At 63.7% G+C, this 15,658-nt stretch carries 15 protein-coding genes and 1 pseudogene; 6 read left to right on the forward strand and 10 right to left on the reverse strand.

The features are described from left to right. Nucleotides 1-39 precede the first annotated feature (39 nt). The gene (locus tag AC3WW4_RS04755; RefSeq protein ID WP_488827234.1) at nucleotides 40-519 is read right to left on the reverse strand and encodes a hypothetical protein; all 480 of its coding nucleotides are present in this window, start codon (nucleotides 517-519) and stop codon (nucleotides 40-42) included. Further along, entirely contained in the window at nucleotides 516-1,586 is a 1,071-nt protein-coding gene (locus AC3WW4_RS04760; protein WP_488827235.1) for a hypothetical protein, read from the reverse strand. Before AC3WW4_RS04760 ends, AC3WW4_RS04755 begins: the two co-directional genes overlap by 4 nt. A 73-nt stretch (nucleotides 1,587-1,659) precedes the next feature. On the opposite strand from AC3WW4_RS04760, the gene AC3WW4_RS04765 reads away from it, so the two are divergent. Continuing rightward, entirely contained in the window at nucleotides 1,660-1,914 is a 255-nt protein-coding gene (locus AC3WW4_RS04765; RefSeq protein ID WP_008650347.1) for a helix-turn-helix domain-containing protein, read from the forward strand. A 34-nt stretch (nucleotides 1,915-1,948) separates the two neighbouring features. On the opposite strand, the gene AC3WW4_RS04770 is transcribed toward AC3WW4_RS04765, so the two are convergent. The 4 genes and pseudogenes from AC3WW4_RS04770 to AC3WW4_RS04785 form a co-directional block, all read right to left on the reverse strand. Beyond that, a complete protein-coding gene (locus AC3WW4_RS04770; protein ID WP_488827236.1) occupies nucleotides 1,949-2,338 on the reverse strand; it encodes a hypothetical protein in 390 nt (129 codons plus the stop codon). After that, entirely contained in the window at nucleotides 2,335-3,123 is a 789-nt protein-coding gene (locus AC3WW4_RS04775; RefSeq protein WP_488827237.1) for a hypothetical protein, read from the reverse strand. The genes AC3WW4_RS04770 and AC3WW4_RS04775 overlap by 4 nt, the downstream gene beginning before the upstream one ends. Nucleotides 3,124-3,427: 304 nt before the next feature. Then, nucleotides 3,428-3,670, reverse strand: a pseudogene (locus AC3WW4_RS04780) (PAAR domain-containing protein); the annotation flags it as partial. A 313-nt stretch (nucleotides 3,671-3,983) separates the two neighbouring features. Continuing rightward, nucleotides 3,984-5,096 (reverse strand): site-specific integrase, encoded by a 1,113-nt coding sequence (locus AC3WW4_RS04785; RefSeq protein WP_488827238.1) that lies wholly within the window; start codon nucleotides 5,094-5,096, stop codon nucleotides 3,984-3,986. A 232-nt stretch (nucleotides 5,097-5,328) separates the two neighbouring features. Here AC3WW4_RS04785 and yccS point away from each other — a divergent pair, with 232 nt between their 5' ends. Then, nucleotides 5,329-7,545 carry a YccS family putative transporter gene (gene yccS / locus AC3WW4_RS04790; protein ID WP_488827239.1) on the forward strand — a complete coding sequence of 739 codons (2,217 nt, stop codon included), beginning with the start codon at nucleotides 5,329-5,331 and terminating at the stop codon, nucleotides 7,543-7,545. Nucleotides 7,546-7,568: 23 nt separating this feature from the next. Here yccS and AC3WW4_RS04795 read toward each other — a convergent pair whose 3' ends face one another. Both AC3WW4_RS04795 and AC3WW4_RS04800 read right to left on the reverse strand, forming a co-directional pair. Beyond that, a complete protein-coding gene (locus AC3WW4_RS04795; protein WP_488827241.1) occupies nucleotides 7,569-8,759 on the reverse strand; it encodes an MFS transporter in 1,191 nt (396 codons plus the stop codon). An 88-nt stretch (nucleotides 8,760-8,847) separates the two neighbouring features. Then, nucleotides 8,848-9,777, reverse strand: a complete 930-nt coding sequence (locus tag AC3WW4_RS04800) for a LysR family transcriptional regulator (RefSeq protein WP_488827243.1) — start codon at nucleotides 9,775-9,777, stop codon at nucleotides 8,848-8,850. 91 nt (nucleotides 9,778-9,868) lie between these two features. Here AC3WW4_RS04800 and AC3WW4_RS04805 point away from each other — a divergent pair, with 91 nt between their 5' ends. Together AC3WW4_RS04805 and AC3WW4_RS04810 are read left to right on the forward strand one after the other, a co-directional pair. Then, complete coding sequence (locus AC3WW4_RS04805) at nucleotides 9,869-10,468, forward strand: FMN-dependent NADH-azoreductase (protein WP_488827244.1); 600 nt, start codon at nucleotides 9,869-9,871, stop codon at nucleotides 10,466-10,468. A gap of 65 nt (nucleotides 10,469-10,533) precedes the next feature. Then, complete coding sequence (locus tag AC3WW4_RS04810; protein WP_488827245.1) at nucleotides 10,534-11,403, forward strand: pirin family protein; 870 nt, start codon at nucleotides 10,534-10,536, stop codon at nucleotides 11,401-11,403. Between the two features lie 112 nt (nucleotides 11,404-11,515). Here AC3WW4_RS04810 and AC3WW4_RS04815 read toward each other — a convergent pair whose 3' ends face one another. Next, the gene (locus AC3WW4_RS04815) at nucleotides 11,516-12,637 is read right to left on the reverse strand and encodes a porin (protein ID WP_488827246.1); all 1,122 of its coding nucleotides are present in this window, start codon (nucleotides 12,635-12,637) and stop codon (nucleotides 11,516-11,518) included. A 492-nt stretch (nucleotides 12,638-13,129) separates the two neighbouring features. Here AC3WW4_RS04815 and AC3WW4_RS04820 point away from each other — a divergent pair, with 492 nt between their 5' ends. Then, nucleotides 13,130-14,305, forward strand: a complete 1,176-nt coding sequence (locus tag AC3WW4_RS04820) for an ABC transporter substrate-binding protein (protein ID WP_488827247.1) — start codon at nucleotides 13,130-13,132, stop codon at nucleotides 14,303-14,305. Between the two features lie 85 nt (nucleotides 14,306-14,390). Continuing rightward, entirely contained in the window at nucleotides 14,391-14,693 is a 303-nt protein-coding gene (locus tag AC3WW4_RS04825) for a hypothetical protein (RefSeq protein ID WP_488827248.1), read from the forward strand. A gap of 14 nt (nucleotides 14,694-14,707) precedes the next feature. Here the strand turns inward: AC3WW4_RS04825 and AC3WW4_RS04830 are convergent, their stop codons facing one another. Next, on the reverse strand, nucleotides 14,708-15,571 hold the full coding sequence (locus tag AC3WW4_RS04830) for a mechanosensitive ion channel family protein (RefSeq protein ID WP_488827249.1): 864 nt from the start codon (nucleotides 15,569-15,571) through the stop codon (nucleotides 14,708-14,710). Nucleotides 15,572-15,658: the final 87 nt, after the last annotated feature.

The raw sequence follows: 15,658 nt of genomic DNA on the forward strand, positions 1-15,658 counted from the left end.
TCAGGCGATTACGATAATTACTGTAATCGTCTTGTGCTCTCAGCCGCGTTGATGCGACTGACCACACCCATGGCAGAACCATGTCTTCCGCCACTGGTCTTTGGCAACGCTGTAGTCTTTGGCCTGGATGTGCCAGGCCTTCATCAGCAGCCATCCCACTGCAATGAGGCCCAAGCCAGCAAGCGCCTCTTTCCAGTTGTGGGCGAGCATGGCGACCGCTGACATGTCCAGCCTGCAGCTCCGCTCGAATACGTCACAGCTTGTCGATGCATGGTAAACGACCGCGCAGCCAAGTCCGAGGCTCACCACAAAAGGCATAGGCGATGGTGGCGAGGGTGGCGCGCAATGCTGAGCAAGCAACGTGGCCTGCGAGCCGTGGCTGCTCCCTTGCGCAAACTGGCCATTCGACGTGAAGGCGATGTGCTCAGCTTGAAAGTGCTGTGTTCCATTAGCATGCGCCACAGCCATCCGCTGAATGTGGGGGCTGCCGCAGCGAGGACATTGCATCGACATGTTCATCCCTCCGTTCCTTCTGTGTTGATGGTGCAGGTCAGCGTGGGATCGCGACCCTCCATATCAGCAGAGAGCACGCCGACTTTGGTCAATCGGCCATAGGTTCTGCCGTCCTTGCCCAGCTGCAGTGCGGCCGCCTTCACCACCTGCTGCAAGCTGACACCGGACATGAAGCTGCGATAGACGTGCTCGCCACCATCGCGAGAGACTGCGATCTTGTGCACGGTGAGCCCATGAACCCTGAGGGGCTGGGTCAAGGTGACCGGGGTGATGCCTTGGCCTGGTCGCCATCCCGACAACCTGAGTGCGGCCTCTGCTTGATCAAAGCGTTTGCTGATCGAGGCGCAAGACAGCGCCTGCTCAAGTTGGGCCTTGGCCTTGCTTCCAGCTGGCTGCGTAGTTGTGCTGGCGCCATAACCGACCAGCCACAGGTTTGTCGGCGCGCCCGGTTGCCAGCCGGTGTCGCGCACCAGTTGTTGAATGAAGCCCTGGAAGGCGAGCTGTTGCCGCTCGCTGATCGGCTGCCTGTCGGGACTGGCCAGCATCGGCGGCTTGGGGCCGGATGTGCGCAGGTTGCCGCTGTGCTCAAGGGCGGTTTGCTGCATGAACAGATGCAGGTTGGCGGCGTTGTTGACCGCATAGCCGACCGATTGCCCCCAACACACGGAGAAGGCGGGCACAGCTTCCGACTTGCTCATGCTCCACCAGATCGTGGCGGTTGCCGACCAACAGTCGTTCCGGGCCCAGTCCGTCACTGTGACTGCCACACGGGGAAAGTACGTCTTTGCCGTCCCGTCGTAGGGATGCTTGCTGAAGACACCTGCCAAACGCGTCGTGCGGACGCTTGGCAAGGCGGCGCCTTCTTGGCGCTCGAAGTTGTTGGGGGTGGCGGTTTGAGCAGACTGGGCCTGGGCGCCCAGTGAGAGCCGCACCTTGGTTGATCCGTCCGGTTGCGCTTGGGTGGTTACGCACCCTGAAAGCGTCTGAATCAGAGCCAGTACACAGATGGACGCCTTGCAATGACTGCGTGACGTCACGTAGCCTGTGGTGTGGAGTCGTCGCAAGCCTTCCATGATCTCATTTTCCTCTCGAATGTTATCTATAGACACGTGTCAATAGTGTACATATTCGGAAGACTTGCTGTCCATGAGGCCGAGTCGAAACCAGTCGTTGATCGAAGCCTTGGGGGTGGAGATCAAGGTGCGCCGCTTAGAACTCGGCTTGTCGCAGGAGGACCTGGCTGGGCGCTGTGAGTTGGATCGGCCCTATATCACCTTGATCGAGAGCGGGCGCAAGCAGCCCACCATCAGCGTGCTGCACCGGCTGGCAGGAGCGTTGGAGTGGTCGCTTGCGGAAATGTGTGGCCGCGTCGAGGTGCGCTACCAGGCAATGGCAGCGTGATGGGCGTGACCAGACTGTGGCGCGATGGGTGGCGTCAGAGCTTGAGCAGCACGGCGTAGGCACCAATGGCGGCAAGGGATGCCGCGCATGCCACGGTCGCCAAGGTCACCTTGACCCTGTCGAGGATGGACACTGGTGAGTCATCGTCATCGGATTCAGACGATGTGGAGAGGGGCAGGTACAGAAGCCCCCCCAAGCCCAGTGCGGCCAACAGGTGCGTCTTGTATGGCCAGCCCGCGTGAAACATGCACGCCGTCAGAAGGCAAAGCCCAGCGCAGCAAGCAGCGATGATCGCCCAGGCCCGTAAACGCTCACCCTGTGAGGCGGGCGCGAGGGGAACATCGGACGTGACGCGCATCGACATGATGATCGCTGCCACCATGGCAAAACCTTGGGTCGCGGCAATCACGGCAAGCTGATTCAATGCGCTGTCTCCGGCCAGAAGTAGTCAAACGAGGAGGATGCGCCTGTCGCCCCGACCGCAGCCCCCACGAACATCATGACACCGACCACCCAACCTGCTGGGTTGCTGACCATCGCGACAACACCGACCGTCGCCAACGCACCACCCGCTACGCCACCCGCAACCGTGGTGCCCTCTTTGGCTGCCTGACGAGGCTTGTCTTCAGCGGTGGCAACGTTGTAGACGGCGAAGGCGAGCGTCGCCACCAGGAAAACTCGCCCTGCAGCGCCGTACAGCTTCACGCGCATATTGACGCCATGATTGGACTTGCCTGCGCTATCGACGATCTGCACCCAAACCTTTTCTTTTTGCACGGAGGTCAGCGACTCGAACGGCCGTCCGAACATTTCATTGGCTTTCAGGCTCTGCATGTAGTCCAGTGGCCGTCCGGATGCTTTCATGTCTTTTGACAAGGCCAGGCCGAAGTCGGTGATCCTGGCTCGTGTCAGCTCCATGATCTGATTGCGGATGGCATTGGCCGTCTTGGCCGCTTCGTGCGGGGTGATCTTGCCCTCTTTCACGAGCTGGATCAGTTCTGCTCTGGCGGCGGCTGTCTTGCGGGTGTAGTCGGCGCGCGCAGGTGGGTCTTTGATGATGCTCTCGGCAAATGCAGCAGAGGCCGTTTCCATGCCCTGAAGCGCCATTGCAAGCTCGTTGCCTTGTGCCTGCGCTGGCGTCGTGTCGCTCTTGACGGTGGACTGAGATTTTTGGGTCGTGATGACCCTGAGTGCTGGGCCGTTAGCCATCGATTGCTTCCCCCAGGATTTCACAAGTCACTTCGGCAGCGGAGCTGCCTGTGGGGATCGCGGAGGTTTGCCCCTTCTCATCGGTCAGGCCCTCAATGACCTGATCCTTCCAACGCAGACGGTACGGCTGCTTGGCCAAGGGCATGCCGGTCAAATCGCACCTCAGCACAAAGCAATGGTCGAACAAGGCCTTGATCGCTTCGTTGACGGCCTGGACAGCCGCTACACCTGAGCTGGCAGTCACGGCCTGCGCACCATGGCTTGTGTTTGATGAGCCACCGCCGTCACCCACACGAGAGACAACCTGGCTGGAGATCAGCACAGCGCCACATGCGCACAGATCGCCGTGTCGAGCAACTGGGGCACCATCCACGATCATGGTCGGGTCACCCGTCACGATGACGGTGGCGCCATGGCCCTTCTTCGGGCAAGTGACTTGGTCACCGACGCGCGCCAAGCGCTTGCCATGGGTGTCTGTGGTTTGCGTGGACCCAATGACCACGCCACCATGGCTGGTCTGGTCGCCCATCACGATGAATGGCCTCATTGCTTCCCCTGTCATTTTTTTGGGCGAATCTAGCAGACCTGATCACCGCCTCAACGTCTCGCCGAGTAACAAAGCGTTGCCTAACTACCTCCATTTCGTCGTCCTGTGGCGTGTCCACAGAAGTGGCGCCCCACTACCAGTTGAGCTATCTGAACGCTATCAGAGCCCCTATCTGTACAGAGCAGGGGCGATCTATCGAACACGCCCGGGGTGATCTATCGAGGAAAGGCTGCCGCCAGGCGGGGCGATCTATCGAGATTTGGCAGGGGCGATTTAACGTGGACAACTTCGGCTGTCCACGACCTTGTCCACATCAACCGAGCTTCTTGGCAAGGTCTTCGGCGCGAGGGTGGTAATAGCGCTTGAGCATGCGCAGGTCTTTGTGGCCAGTGACCGCCGACAGCTCCAGGACATTCGTCAGCTTCTCAGCCAGGCGCGATGCGGCTTCGTGGCGTGTGTCGTGGAAATGAACGTCTTCAAGGAAGCCTACGGCAGGGCGGCGTTTGGCTTGTTTGCAATCGGCTCGGTATTGCTCTTGAGCGCGCTCAATGGCTCGGGCAAAGCCTTTGCGCAATGCCATTGCGGTGGTCGGGAACACGGGACCGGCTCGCTCGGGCTCTTCGGTATCACCGCTCTCCTCATCCACCTGAGGCAGAGGCAGAGCCTTCAGGATTGCAACGGCCCGTGTGGACAAGGGCACCGTTCTGGGATCACCGTTCTTGGTGTCGGGCAAGTGGGCGGTCTGGCGCTTGAGGTCCACGTTCTCCCAAGTGAGCGACAGCAACTCACCGCGTCGCATGGCGGTCTCGATCGCCAGCTTGACCAGTGGCAGCAGCCAAGGGTTGCGGGCGCCCTTGCTGAACGTGCCATCGGCCAGGCGCTCCCCACCTGTCAGGGAGGCCAGGAGGTAGGTTTCTTCCTCGGCGGAAAAGCGGCGATCACGAGCCCGCGCTTTGTCGGGGCGCTTGATCAGTGGGATCGGGTTTTCGACATGCACATCCCATTCACGGCGGGCATGGTTGAACACGGCAGACAGCACATCGATTTCGCGATTGACGGTGGCGCCACTGACCTGCTTGAGACGCCGATCTCGCCAACTGGCCACCGCACTGCTGGTGACCGCCGACATCTTGAGCTTGGGCAGGGTCGCATCCTTCAGGATGACGTCGATCTTCACGGATTCGATGTCGGCCGATTTCTTGGATGGCGTGACCTCCGTTTGATAGCGGCGCAGAATGGCTCCCAGGGTGTTTTTCTCTGCCTCGCGCCGATCCACCACGCCGCCCGTGTCGGCGGCACGCTCCAGTTCACGAACCCACTTCTCGGCGTCCTCCTTGTAGGAGAAGGTGCGTGACTGCGCGGGGTAGCCCTTGCGCCGCACCTTGGCTTGCCACTGCAATTCGCCGCGTTTCGTGATCGTGCCCATGTCTCTTGTGTCCCAAATTTGTCCCAATTAATGCTGGGGAAGCTTAGAACATCCGTGGATACGCGGCAAGTGCTTAGCGTTCGGGACGTAGAGGCCGGAGGTTCGAATCCTCTCACCCCGACCAATTCACAGTTAAAGGCCGCTCAGGACACGCACCTGGCGGCCTTTTTCTTTGGGCATACCAGACTTGCGTTCAGGCAGCGTCCCCGGTCCGGTCGTATGCTCATGCCTGATGACGGGCGCCGTGCCCGCGCGGTTGCAGCAAGTGGACGAACACTGGAAAGATGAATGGCGCGCCCTCCTTCAGCATGAAGGGGCGATGAACGGTGCGCGGGCCTTGCTGGCGTTGACCTGTGTGCTGGCCGTGGGCTGGTGGGCCGGTTGGCAAGACGAGCTGATGCCGGTGTTGCTGGGCGTGATTGCCAGCGCCCTGACCGAGACCGACGACAACTGGCGCGGGCGCCTGCGCGCGCAGTTGATGGCCCTGAGTGCCTTTGTGGTGATGGCCTGGGCGGTGTGGTTCACCTTGCCCTGGCCCTTCCTTTTGATGGCGGTGCTGGCCGTGTCGGCGTTTGGCCTCACGATGCTGGGCGCGCTCAGCGAGCGCTACCGCGCGATTGCCTTCGGCTCGCTCATCTTGTTCATTTATGTGGCCATGTCGGCGCGCACCAGCCGTCTGTATGCCCTGGATGTGACACCCTTGATGCTTGCAGGTGCCGCCTGGTATGGCGTGGTGTCGGTGGGGTGGGCTGCGCTGTTGCCGCAGCCGCCGGTGCGCCACCGCCTGTCGCGTTTGTATGCGCTGCTGGGGGAGTACCTGCATTTGAAAGCGCAATTGCTGGAGCCGGTGCGTGATGCCGACCGGGCCCAGCGTCGCATGGCGCTGGCGCTGCACAACGGGCGCGTGGTGGAAAGCCTGGGCGTGACCAAAGAGGCCATTTTCAGCCGAGTGGGCAAGGGGCGTCCGCCAGCCTGGTTGCAGATGGCCCTGCATCAGTACCTGGCCGCGCAGGACATTCACGAACGCGCCAGCTCCTCGCACGAGCACTATGAGTGGCTGGCCGACGCGTTCTTTCACAGCGATGCGTTGTACCGTTGCCAGCGTGTGCTGGCGCTGACGGGCGATCAGGCGCTCAAGCTGTCGGTGGCCATGGCACACCGCACCCGGCCTCAACATCATGGCGCCACCGCGCGAGCCATCGAGGACATGCAGGCCGCCATCCAGCACCTGACGCAGGCTCAGCCCGCCGGGCGATCTTTGCGCGCGCTGCAGGCTTTGGGCGACAACCTCACGGCCCTGGCGCAGGTGTTTCGCACCGTGCTGGAGCCGGTGCCCGGAGAGGTCGACCACAGTTTGCTGGACACGCATCCGCGCACGCTGGGTGAAGCATGGCGGCGCCTGCGTGCGCAGCTGAGCTTGCGATCGGTGCTGTGCCGCCATGCCTTGCGTCTGAGTGTGTCCCTGGTGGCGGGCTTCGGGGTCATGCAGCTCACGGGCGATCCGCATGGGTTCTGGATCTTGCTGACCATTGTTTTTGTGAGCCAGCCACAGTACGCGGCCACGTTGACGAAGCTGACGCAGCGGGTGACGGGCACGGTCATCGGGCTGGCACTGTCCTGGGCGCTGATCCGCTTGTTCCCGGGGGCGGTGCTGCAGGCGGTGCTTCTGGTGGTAGCGGGGGCGGTGTTCCTCGGTTCGCGCCGCACGAACTATGTGATGGCCACCGGTGCGATCACCACGCTCTTGCTGCTGAGCTTCCATCAGATGGGCATGGCGCAGGGCGTGATCCCGGCGCGTCTGCTCGACACGGTGCTGGGTGGGGCGATCGCAGCGGTGGCGGCTTGGCGGGTGTGGCCCAATTGGCAGGCCCGCCAGTGGCCGACACTGGCGGCCCAGGCCTTGCGCGCACAGGCCCTCTACCTTCATGAAATCCTCGGGCAGTACCAGACGGGCAAGCAAGACCATCTGGCCTACCGCCTGGTGCGGCGCAATGCGCACAAGGCCGATGCCGCCTTGTCCAATGCCTTGTCGACCATGCTCAAGGAGCCCGCGCGGGTGCGGCTCGACACCGTGGTGTGCGGACGCTTCCTGACGCTGTCGCACACCTTGCTCAATTACCTGTCCGCGCTGGGGGCGCACCGCAGCGGCGCGTCGGTGCAACCCTTGAGCGCGACGGTGCTGGCGCAGGCCGAGCGCCTGCAGGCGCAATTGGGTGAGCTGGCCGAGGCACTGGAAGGCAGGACCGGTGGTCTGCGTCGCGAAGCGGGGGGGACGACACTGATGGCTGGGATCTGGCATGAGCCTCCCGGTGAGGACACGTCCGAGTCCAGTCAGGCCACGCTGTCGCGTACCGAACGCCTGCTGCACGCGCAGCTCACCCTGGCTTTGCGACTGATGCCCCCCTTGCGTGACGAGGTGCTGCGTCTGAGCGATCGCGTGGCGGCGTAGGGGCGTTCGCCCACTTTCTGGGACTAGTGGGTCTTGTGGGACTTTTGGGTTTGGTGGCGCCGCTGGCGCCAGCCCAGCCAGAGGAGGGCCAGGCCTGTCAGGCCCACCGGCAGCAGCGAGCCCAGGTTCAGCCAGGTCCAGCCCTGCGTGGTGATCAGTGCGCCCGAGGCAAACGAGGTGACCGCCATGGTGGCGAACACGCAGAAGTTGATGGCCGCCTGTGCCTTGTCTTTCTCTTCCGGGCGGTAGCTTTGCATGGCCAGCGTGGTGCTGCCGGTGAACAGGAAGTTCCAGCCCACACCCAGCAGGAAGAGCGCCACCGCGAACTGGTGCAGGTCTTGGCCCGACAGGGCCACGCCGATGCAGGCCAGGTTCAACGCCACCCCTGCGCCCATGATGGTCAGCACCCCATGGCGTTTGATGAGGTGGCCGGTGACAAAACCGGGGGCGAACATGCCGATCACGTGCCATTCCAGCACGAAGGCGGCGTCGTCAAAAGGCATGCCGCACACCTGCATGGCCAGCGGGGTGGCCGCCATCAGCAGGTTCATCACGCCATAGCCCAGGGCGGCGCCCACGGCCGAGACGATGAACACAGGCTGGCGTACGATCTCGCGCAGCGGCCGGCCCGTGTCTGTGCCCTGAGCCTGGCGCCCTTCGGTGGGAAACCGAATGCCCATCATCACCAGCATGGACAGCAAGGCCACCGCCGCCAGCGCCAGATAGGCACCCAGGAAGGGCGTGCCGAGGCCATCGCGGGTGTACTTGGCCAGATTGGGGCCGACCACTGCACCCAACAGTCCCCCCGCCAGCACCAGAGAGATGGCTTTTTCGCGGAAGGCGGGGGCGGCCAGTTCGCCGGCGGCAAAGCGGTAGAGCTGGCCATTGGCGCTGTAGTAGCCGGCAATGACGGTGGCCGTGACCAGCAGCCAGAAGCTGCCTAGCCACAGCGCCAGGGTGCACAACAGCGCCGAGAACAGCGCCACCGCCAACCCGAGCTGGAACGACACCTGCCGACCCCAGCGTTGCTGGCTGCGCGCGACCAGGCTGGTGGACAGGGCGCCGCCCACCACATAGCCCATCACCGGCAGGGTGGCCATCCAGCCGGCAGGGGCGAGGCTGAAACCCACCAGGCCATTGATGGCGATGAAGACAACGTTGTTGGTGAGGAAGAGCCCCTGGGCCGCAGCCAGAAGCCAGAGGTTCTTGTTCATGGACGCCGTCGATGGGGGTGAAAGGGTCTGCGCATGATACCGGCAAGGGTATGTGGCATCTGTTGGGAGGGAATACTTGAATGCGCCGTCAAGGCGTCTTCAAGGCGGCCTCCAGCATGTCGATGAACACGCGGGTCTTGGCCGGCATCAGCTTGCGCCCCGGGAACACCGCCCAGGCCGTGTGCGAGGGCAGGCACCAATCGGGCAGCACCCGGCGCAGTTCGCCCCGTTGCAGCCAGGGCTGGGCGAACAGGTCGGGCACCGCGGTGATGCCGGCGCCGGAGCGCGCCAGAATCAGCAGCAGCTCCGGCTGGTTGGCCATCACGCGGCTGGGCGGTGAGCCTTCCCAGCGCTCCTCGCCGCGCGTCAGCACCCAGTGGCCGGGTTCGGTGGTGTCGCTGGCGCGTCCTGGCAGGCGCACCGTGTCGTGCTGCAGCAGGTTTTCCGGGCAGCTGGGGTCGCCGTGCTCGGCCAGGTACTGGGGCGAGGCATAGAGGCCGTTGGTGAACACGGTCAGGCGGCGCGCGGCCAGCAGGGTGTCGTCGGGCAGGGCGCCCATGCGCACGGCCACGTCAAAGCCCTCGCCCAGCAGGTCCACCCGCCTGGGCGACAGGTCCAACTCCAGCGTGATGCGCGGGTGCAGGGCCACGAAGGCGGCAAGCATGTCGGCCAGCAGCAAGGTGGCAAAGTCGCTGGGCATGGACACGCGCAAGCGGCCACTGGGCGCCGCCTGCCGGTGTTCGCGCAGGGCGGTGACGGCCTCCACCTCGGCCACCACCTGGCGGGCGTGCTCCAGCAACAGGCTGCCGAATTCGGTGAGGGTTTGACGGCGGGTGGTGCGCAGCAGCAGGCGCTCGCCCAAGTGGGACTCCAGCCAGGCCACGCGGCGCGAGACGGTGGACTTGGGCAGGCCCAGGCGCTCGGCCGCCCGGCTGAAGCTGCCCAGGTCGGCCACGCGGGCAAAGATCAGCAGGTCATTGGCTTCGATGCCTGCCGTGGGTTCGGTGTATTGTTCCATTGGCGGATCAATGTTACCCATTTCAGGCACTTATCAGAGGGATTGTTGAGGAATAAAGTTCATTCATCGACTCATCCACTTGGAGCCCCTCATGAAGATCCTGCAAATCAATTCCAGCGCCCGCGTTGAAGGTGCCAACTCCACCCGTTTGGCCAACACCGTGACCGCCCGTCTGCTGGCCAAGCACCCCGGTGCCAGCGTCACCGTGCGCGATCTGGCCGTGACCCCGCACCCCGTGCTGGACGCCGCCGCCCTGGGCGCGCTGTTCACCCCCGCCGACCAGCGCACGCCTGAGCAAGCCGCCCGCGTGGCCCTGGACGACGCCCTGATCGCTGAAGTCCAAGCCCATGACGCCATCGTGCTGGGCGTGCCGATGTACAACTTCGGCGTTCCCGTGCAACTCAAGACTTGGCTGGACGCCATCGCCCGTGCTGGCGTGACCTTCCGCTACACCGCCAACGGTCCGGAAGGCCTCATCCAGGGCAAGAAGGTGTACGTGGCTTTCGCCCGTGGTGGCATCTACCGCGACACCCCGGCCGACTCGCAAACGCCTTACATCCAGACCATCCTGGGCTTCCTGGGCATGACCGACGTGAAGTACATCCATGCTGAAGGCCTGGCCATGGGCCCCGAGGCCGTTGACAAGGGCTTCACCCAGGCCGAAGACGACCTGCTGGCCGCCCTGGGCTGAGCCATCGGGCGTCGGCCGCTGTCATTCGCTTTTCATTCGCTTCCGTCCGATCAAGGAGACCTCTCATGAACAGTTCAGACACCTCGGTGACCGTCCAGCGGTCACGCACGGTCGAGCAATTGATCGTGGGCCATCCCACCTCGGACGGGGCGGGCGTCAAGCTCACCCGCGTGCTGACGCAGAACCTGCAGCGCCGGCTCGATCCGTATCTGATGCTCGATGCCTTTGGCAGCGACAACCCCGACGACTACATTGCCGGGTTCCCTGACCACCCGCACCGGGGCTTCGAGACCATCACCTACATGATCGCCGGCCGCATGCTGCACCGTGACAGCGCGGGCCACGAAGGCCTGCTCGAAAACGGGGGCGTGCAGTGGATGACGGCCGGGCGGGGCGTGATCCACTCCGAAATTCCACAACAGGAAGACGGGGTGATGGAAGGCTTTCAGCTGTGGCTGAACCTGCCGGGCAAGGACAAGATGTCCGCGCCCTGGTACCGCGACTTTGCGGCGGCCGATTTGCCCAAGTTCACGACGGCGCAAGGCGTGGACGTGACCGTGATTGCCGGGCAAAGCCATGGCGTGACGGGGGCCGTGACCCGCGAGGCGAGCGCACCCACCTACCTGGACGTGCACCTGCCGGCGGGCAGCCGTTTCGAGCAGGCTTTGCCGTCGGGGCACAACGCCTTCGTGTACGTCTACCGCGGTGAGGCCCGCATCGCCGACACCGCGGTGCCTGTGCAGCGCATGGCCATCTTGCGCAACGACGCCGAGGCCGATGGGGTGGTGATCGAGGCCGCGACCGAGACGCGGGTGTTGCTGATCGCCGGCCAGCCGCTCAATGAGCCGATTGCGCAGTACGGGCCGTTCGTGATGAACACGCAGCAGGAAATCTACCAGGCGGTCAACGACTTCCGTGGCGGTCGGCTGGCCTGAACCAGGCCCGGAGCGGGCGTTGAGTGGGCGTTGCCCGCCCCGCTCGCGCACCTGAACATGGCAACGGGCCCGTGCTCTCGCAGCGGGCCCGTTTTCATTTACCTGAGCGTCATCAGAAGCTGTGGCGGATGCCGGTGGCCAGACCGATCTGGTTGCCACCTGCGACCGTCGTGCCGCCGGCCGCGCCGTTGCTCACGGACAAGACCTGCGTGCCGCTGTTGTCGATGCTGCCGGCCGTGGCGTACACGGCGGTGCGCTTGGACAAGGCGTAGGTGCCGCGCACAGCGAACATCAGCGACTTGTTGGCGCTGTCCTTGTACTTCAGGTGGAAGACCTGGCCGTCGACCGTGACCTTGGGCGTGACCGGATAGGCAGCGCCGACGTACCACATGTCGCTGCGCTTGGCGGCGGTGATGCCGTCGTGCTGTTTCGCGCTGCTGCCGTCGTTGTCACGGCTCAGCAGGCCGGCGCCCAGCTTCACGCCAGCGACCTTGGCATACGCGCCCAGCGAGATGCGGCGGTCGGTGAGCTCGGAGCTGGTCAAGCCTGCAGGGGCCCAGGAGCCGGCACCGCCACGGATTTCGTCCACGGCCAAGGCCGCGCCCCAGGTGGGCGAGTCGTACTTCACCAGGGCCGACCATTCACGGCAGGCCTTCTTGTCGGTGCCGTTTTCACCACCACAGTTCGTGCCGCCGGGGTTGCCGGCCGTCGAAGCGTCACGGCCCGTGCTGTAGGTGGCGCCCACGGTCACGCCCGAGAACGTACCCAGGTAGCCAATGGCATTGTCGGTGCGCGCATTGGGGATGTAGACATCGAGCGAGCCCGAGCCAAAGGTGTTCGGGCCCAGGATGTCCGAGCCCAGCAAGCCGTGGAACAGCATCGTGTACTGGCGACCCAGCATCACCGAGCCCCAGTTGCCGCTCAGGTTCACGAAAGCCTGACGGCCGAACAGGCGGTGGCCCTGGTTGAACGAGCCCGTGTCGGCACCAAAGCCCGACTCCAGCGTGAAGCCGGCGCGCAGGCCGCCCCCCAGGTCTTCGCTGCCGCGCAGGCCGAAGCGGGAAGGCACCGAACCGGTCAGACCCGGCATGCGGGTGAGGCTGTCGCCATGGGGGCCGGTCTTGCTCAGGTGTTCCACCGCCACGTCCACGATGCCATACAGCGTGACGCTGCTTTGAGCGTGGGCCAGGGTGCCAACAAGCGCCAGACCGGCGCCAAGAATGTACTTTTGCATAAGGGTCTCCTCGGTGATCACGATGCCCGACAAACGACCGCCTCAGGTCGTGAGAGGCGCACTGATCGTCAGTGTACATATTGGTTGTCTTTGATGAAAAGCAGGAAAAGCCTCTGTGACTGTTTGACTTGGTTCAAGGGAGGCACCAAGGGAACCCCCGTGCATCCATATTTACACTGAATGTTTGTTGGCTGATGATTGGTGTACTGTCTACATGGCCGAGGAGCTTCGCATGCACGCCATTCCCTCTTTGCGCACCCTGATCTGGAGAAAGCATCGGGCGGCAAGATGAAAGTCGCGGTCAGCCCGCTGCAACCTCGAACTGAAGCACCGGGCACCCCTGACAAGGTGACCCTCAACGCGCCCCGCTGCACGCTGCCGTGCCGGGGCGCGCTGTCGTTGGGGTGTGGATGTCACACCAAGGACGTGTGCCATTTGCTGCGCTGCACCAAGATGTTGATAATGCCCGTTACCCCATGAACAGGTAGTCCTATGGCGTTGACAAAGTCTTTCCTTTCGCTTTCTGTGGCGCTGCTCGCCGCCACCTTGCCGGCTGCTACGCTGGCGGCCGAGACGCTCAAAATCGGCATGGTGCTGCCCTTGAGCGGCCCCTACGCCGCCTACGGGCAGCAGATCGAGCGGGGTGCGCGCGTGTACCTGCAGCAACACGGCGGCAGCATCGCCGGGCGCAAGGTCGAACTCATCCTCAAGGACGACACCGGTGTTGCGCCCGAGGTCAGCAAGCGGGCTGCACAAGAGTTGCTCAGCACCCACAAGGTTGACATCCTGGCGGGCTTCGGCCTCACGCCCGGCGCGCTTGCCGTGGCCCCCCTGGCCACCGCTGCCCGCAAGCCCATGATCGTGATGAACGCGGCGGCCTCCCAGGTCACGACCCAGTCCAACTACATCGTGCGCGTCTCGCAAACGCTGCCCCAGGTCACCGCGCCCATCGCCACCTGGAGCGCCATGAACCGGGTGCGCAAGGTGTTCACGCTGGTGAGCGACTACGGCCCCGGCCACGACGCCGAAACCGAGTTCAAGCGCACCTTCAAGTCGCTGGGCGGTGAAATCGTGGGCGATGCCCGCATCCCGGTGGGCCAGCTTGACTTCGCCAAGGTTCTGCCGCGCATCAAGGCCACGCAACCCGACGCGGTGTTCCTCTTCGTGCCCCCCGGCGACCAGACCGTGGCTTTCGCCAAGGCCTTTGCCCAGGCCGGGCTCGACAAGTCCGGGGTGCGCATCATTGCCACCGGTGACCTGACCGAAGAAGGCTCCCTTGATGCCATGGGCGACAGCGCCCTGGGTCTGATCACGGCGCACCACTACTCCGAGGGCCACAACTCGCCCGAGAACAAGGCCTATGTGAAGGCCTACACCCAGGCCTACCCGACCAGCCGCCCAAACTACATGTCGGTGGCTGGTTATGACGGCCTGCAACTGGTGGCCAAGGTGCTGGCCAAAACCGGCGGCGACGCCAGCGGTGACCGCTTCGTGGCCACGGCCAAGGGTCTGAGCTGGACCAGCCCGCGCGGTGCCATGACCATCGATGCCCTCACGCGTGACGTCGTGCAGACCGTCTACATCCGCAAGGTGCAGCGCGTGAACGGCAGGCTGCAGAACGTGGAGTTCGACAAGATCTCCAACGTCAAGGACCCCGGCAAGGAGTGAGCGGATCGCTTGGCGCGGGGGGATGTCATCCGTTTGGCTCCCTGCCGCGTTAATCGAGCACGTTCACTTTTCGTGTGCTGCTCCCATGAACCGTTATACCGAACAGCAGATCGTCAATTTCTGTGTTGCCCAGCATGACCGCTTTGATCCCACGGCTTGGCAGCATCTGGACGGGGTGAGCCCCGAGCAGAAGGCATGCGCCATGCTGGTGCTCTCCAACGCCCGTTGGTATGGCCGTCTGCATGAAATGCGCGACTTGGTCCGCCAGTCGATCCCGCACCATGCGGGGCGGCTGTCCGAGTTGGCCGCCCGCGTCGGCTTCAACACCACCTTGTTCGTGCAGCGCCTGCAAGCGCAGCTGTGGATGAGCACCGAACCCAAGCGCTGAGCCAACTTAGCCTACTAGCGTAGCCCTGTCGCGGGCATGGCAGCCGATGCCACGGTGCCCGTTTCCACAGGGTAAATCCGCACGGGCCGTGTCGCGACCGGAAAGCCTGCAGATCCCAGGGTGTCCGCGATCGCTTTGTTGGTGTCGAAGTAGACCTGCCAATAGTGATCGGTATGGCAGTAGGGCCGCACGGCCAGCTTGGGGCCGAACTCGTTGAACTCCAGGATCTCGACATCGACGGCAGGCTCTGTCTTGATGTTGGCCACGCCCGAGACCGCCTCTCGCAGCAGCAGGACGGCTTTGGACAAGTCTGCGCCGCCAGCCAACTGGGCCACCAACTCCACGCGTCGATACGGATTGGCCGTGAAGTTCTTGATGTCGCTGCCGATCACCTTGCTGTTGCCCACGACCGTCTTCACGTTGTCGGGGGTGTTGATCGTCGTGCCGAACAGGCCCAACTCGATCACGGTACCTTCACTGCCCCCGACCATGACGTAGTCACCCACCTGGTAGGGCCTCAAGACCAGCAGAAAGATGCCGGAGGCGAAGTTGCCGAGCAGGCCGCTCCACGCCGCGCCAATGGCCACGCCTGCACCGGCCACCAGTGCGGCGAAGGAGGTGGTCTCGACGCCAAAGTAGCCCAGAATCGCGACGACCAAGATGATGTTCAGCGCAACGACAATGAAGTTGACGAGATAACGCTGTACGGTGGCATCGACGCGCTGCCGGGTCATCGCCGCCCCGATGAGGCGCGTGGCCAGGCTGATGAGCCAGCGGCCGATGATGAAGACCACCACCGCGCCGATCACCTTGAGCCCGAAGGCCACCAGAATTGGTTGCGCCTGGTCCAGCCAGGTCGTCACTTTTGACGTGTCCATATTTCCTCCTTGCGTTGCCTGAATTGGCTATTTGGGAAGGAGACTAGTCGATTTCAAATGGTCGGTCTACCGCTTCTTCTCTCCCCG

The organism is Aquabacterium sp. TM01, assembly GCF_057808345.1.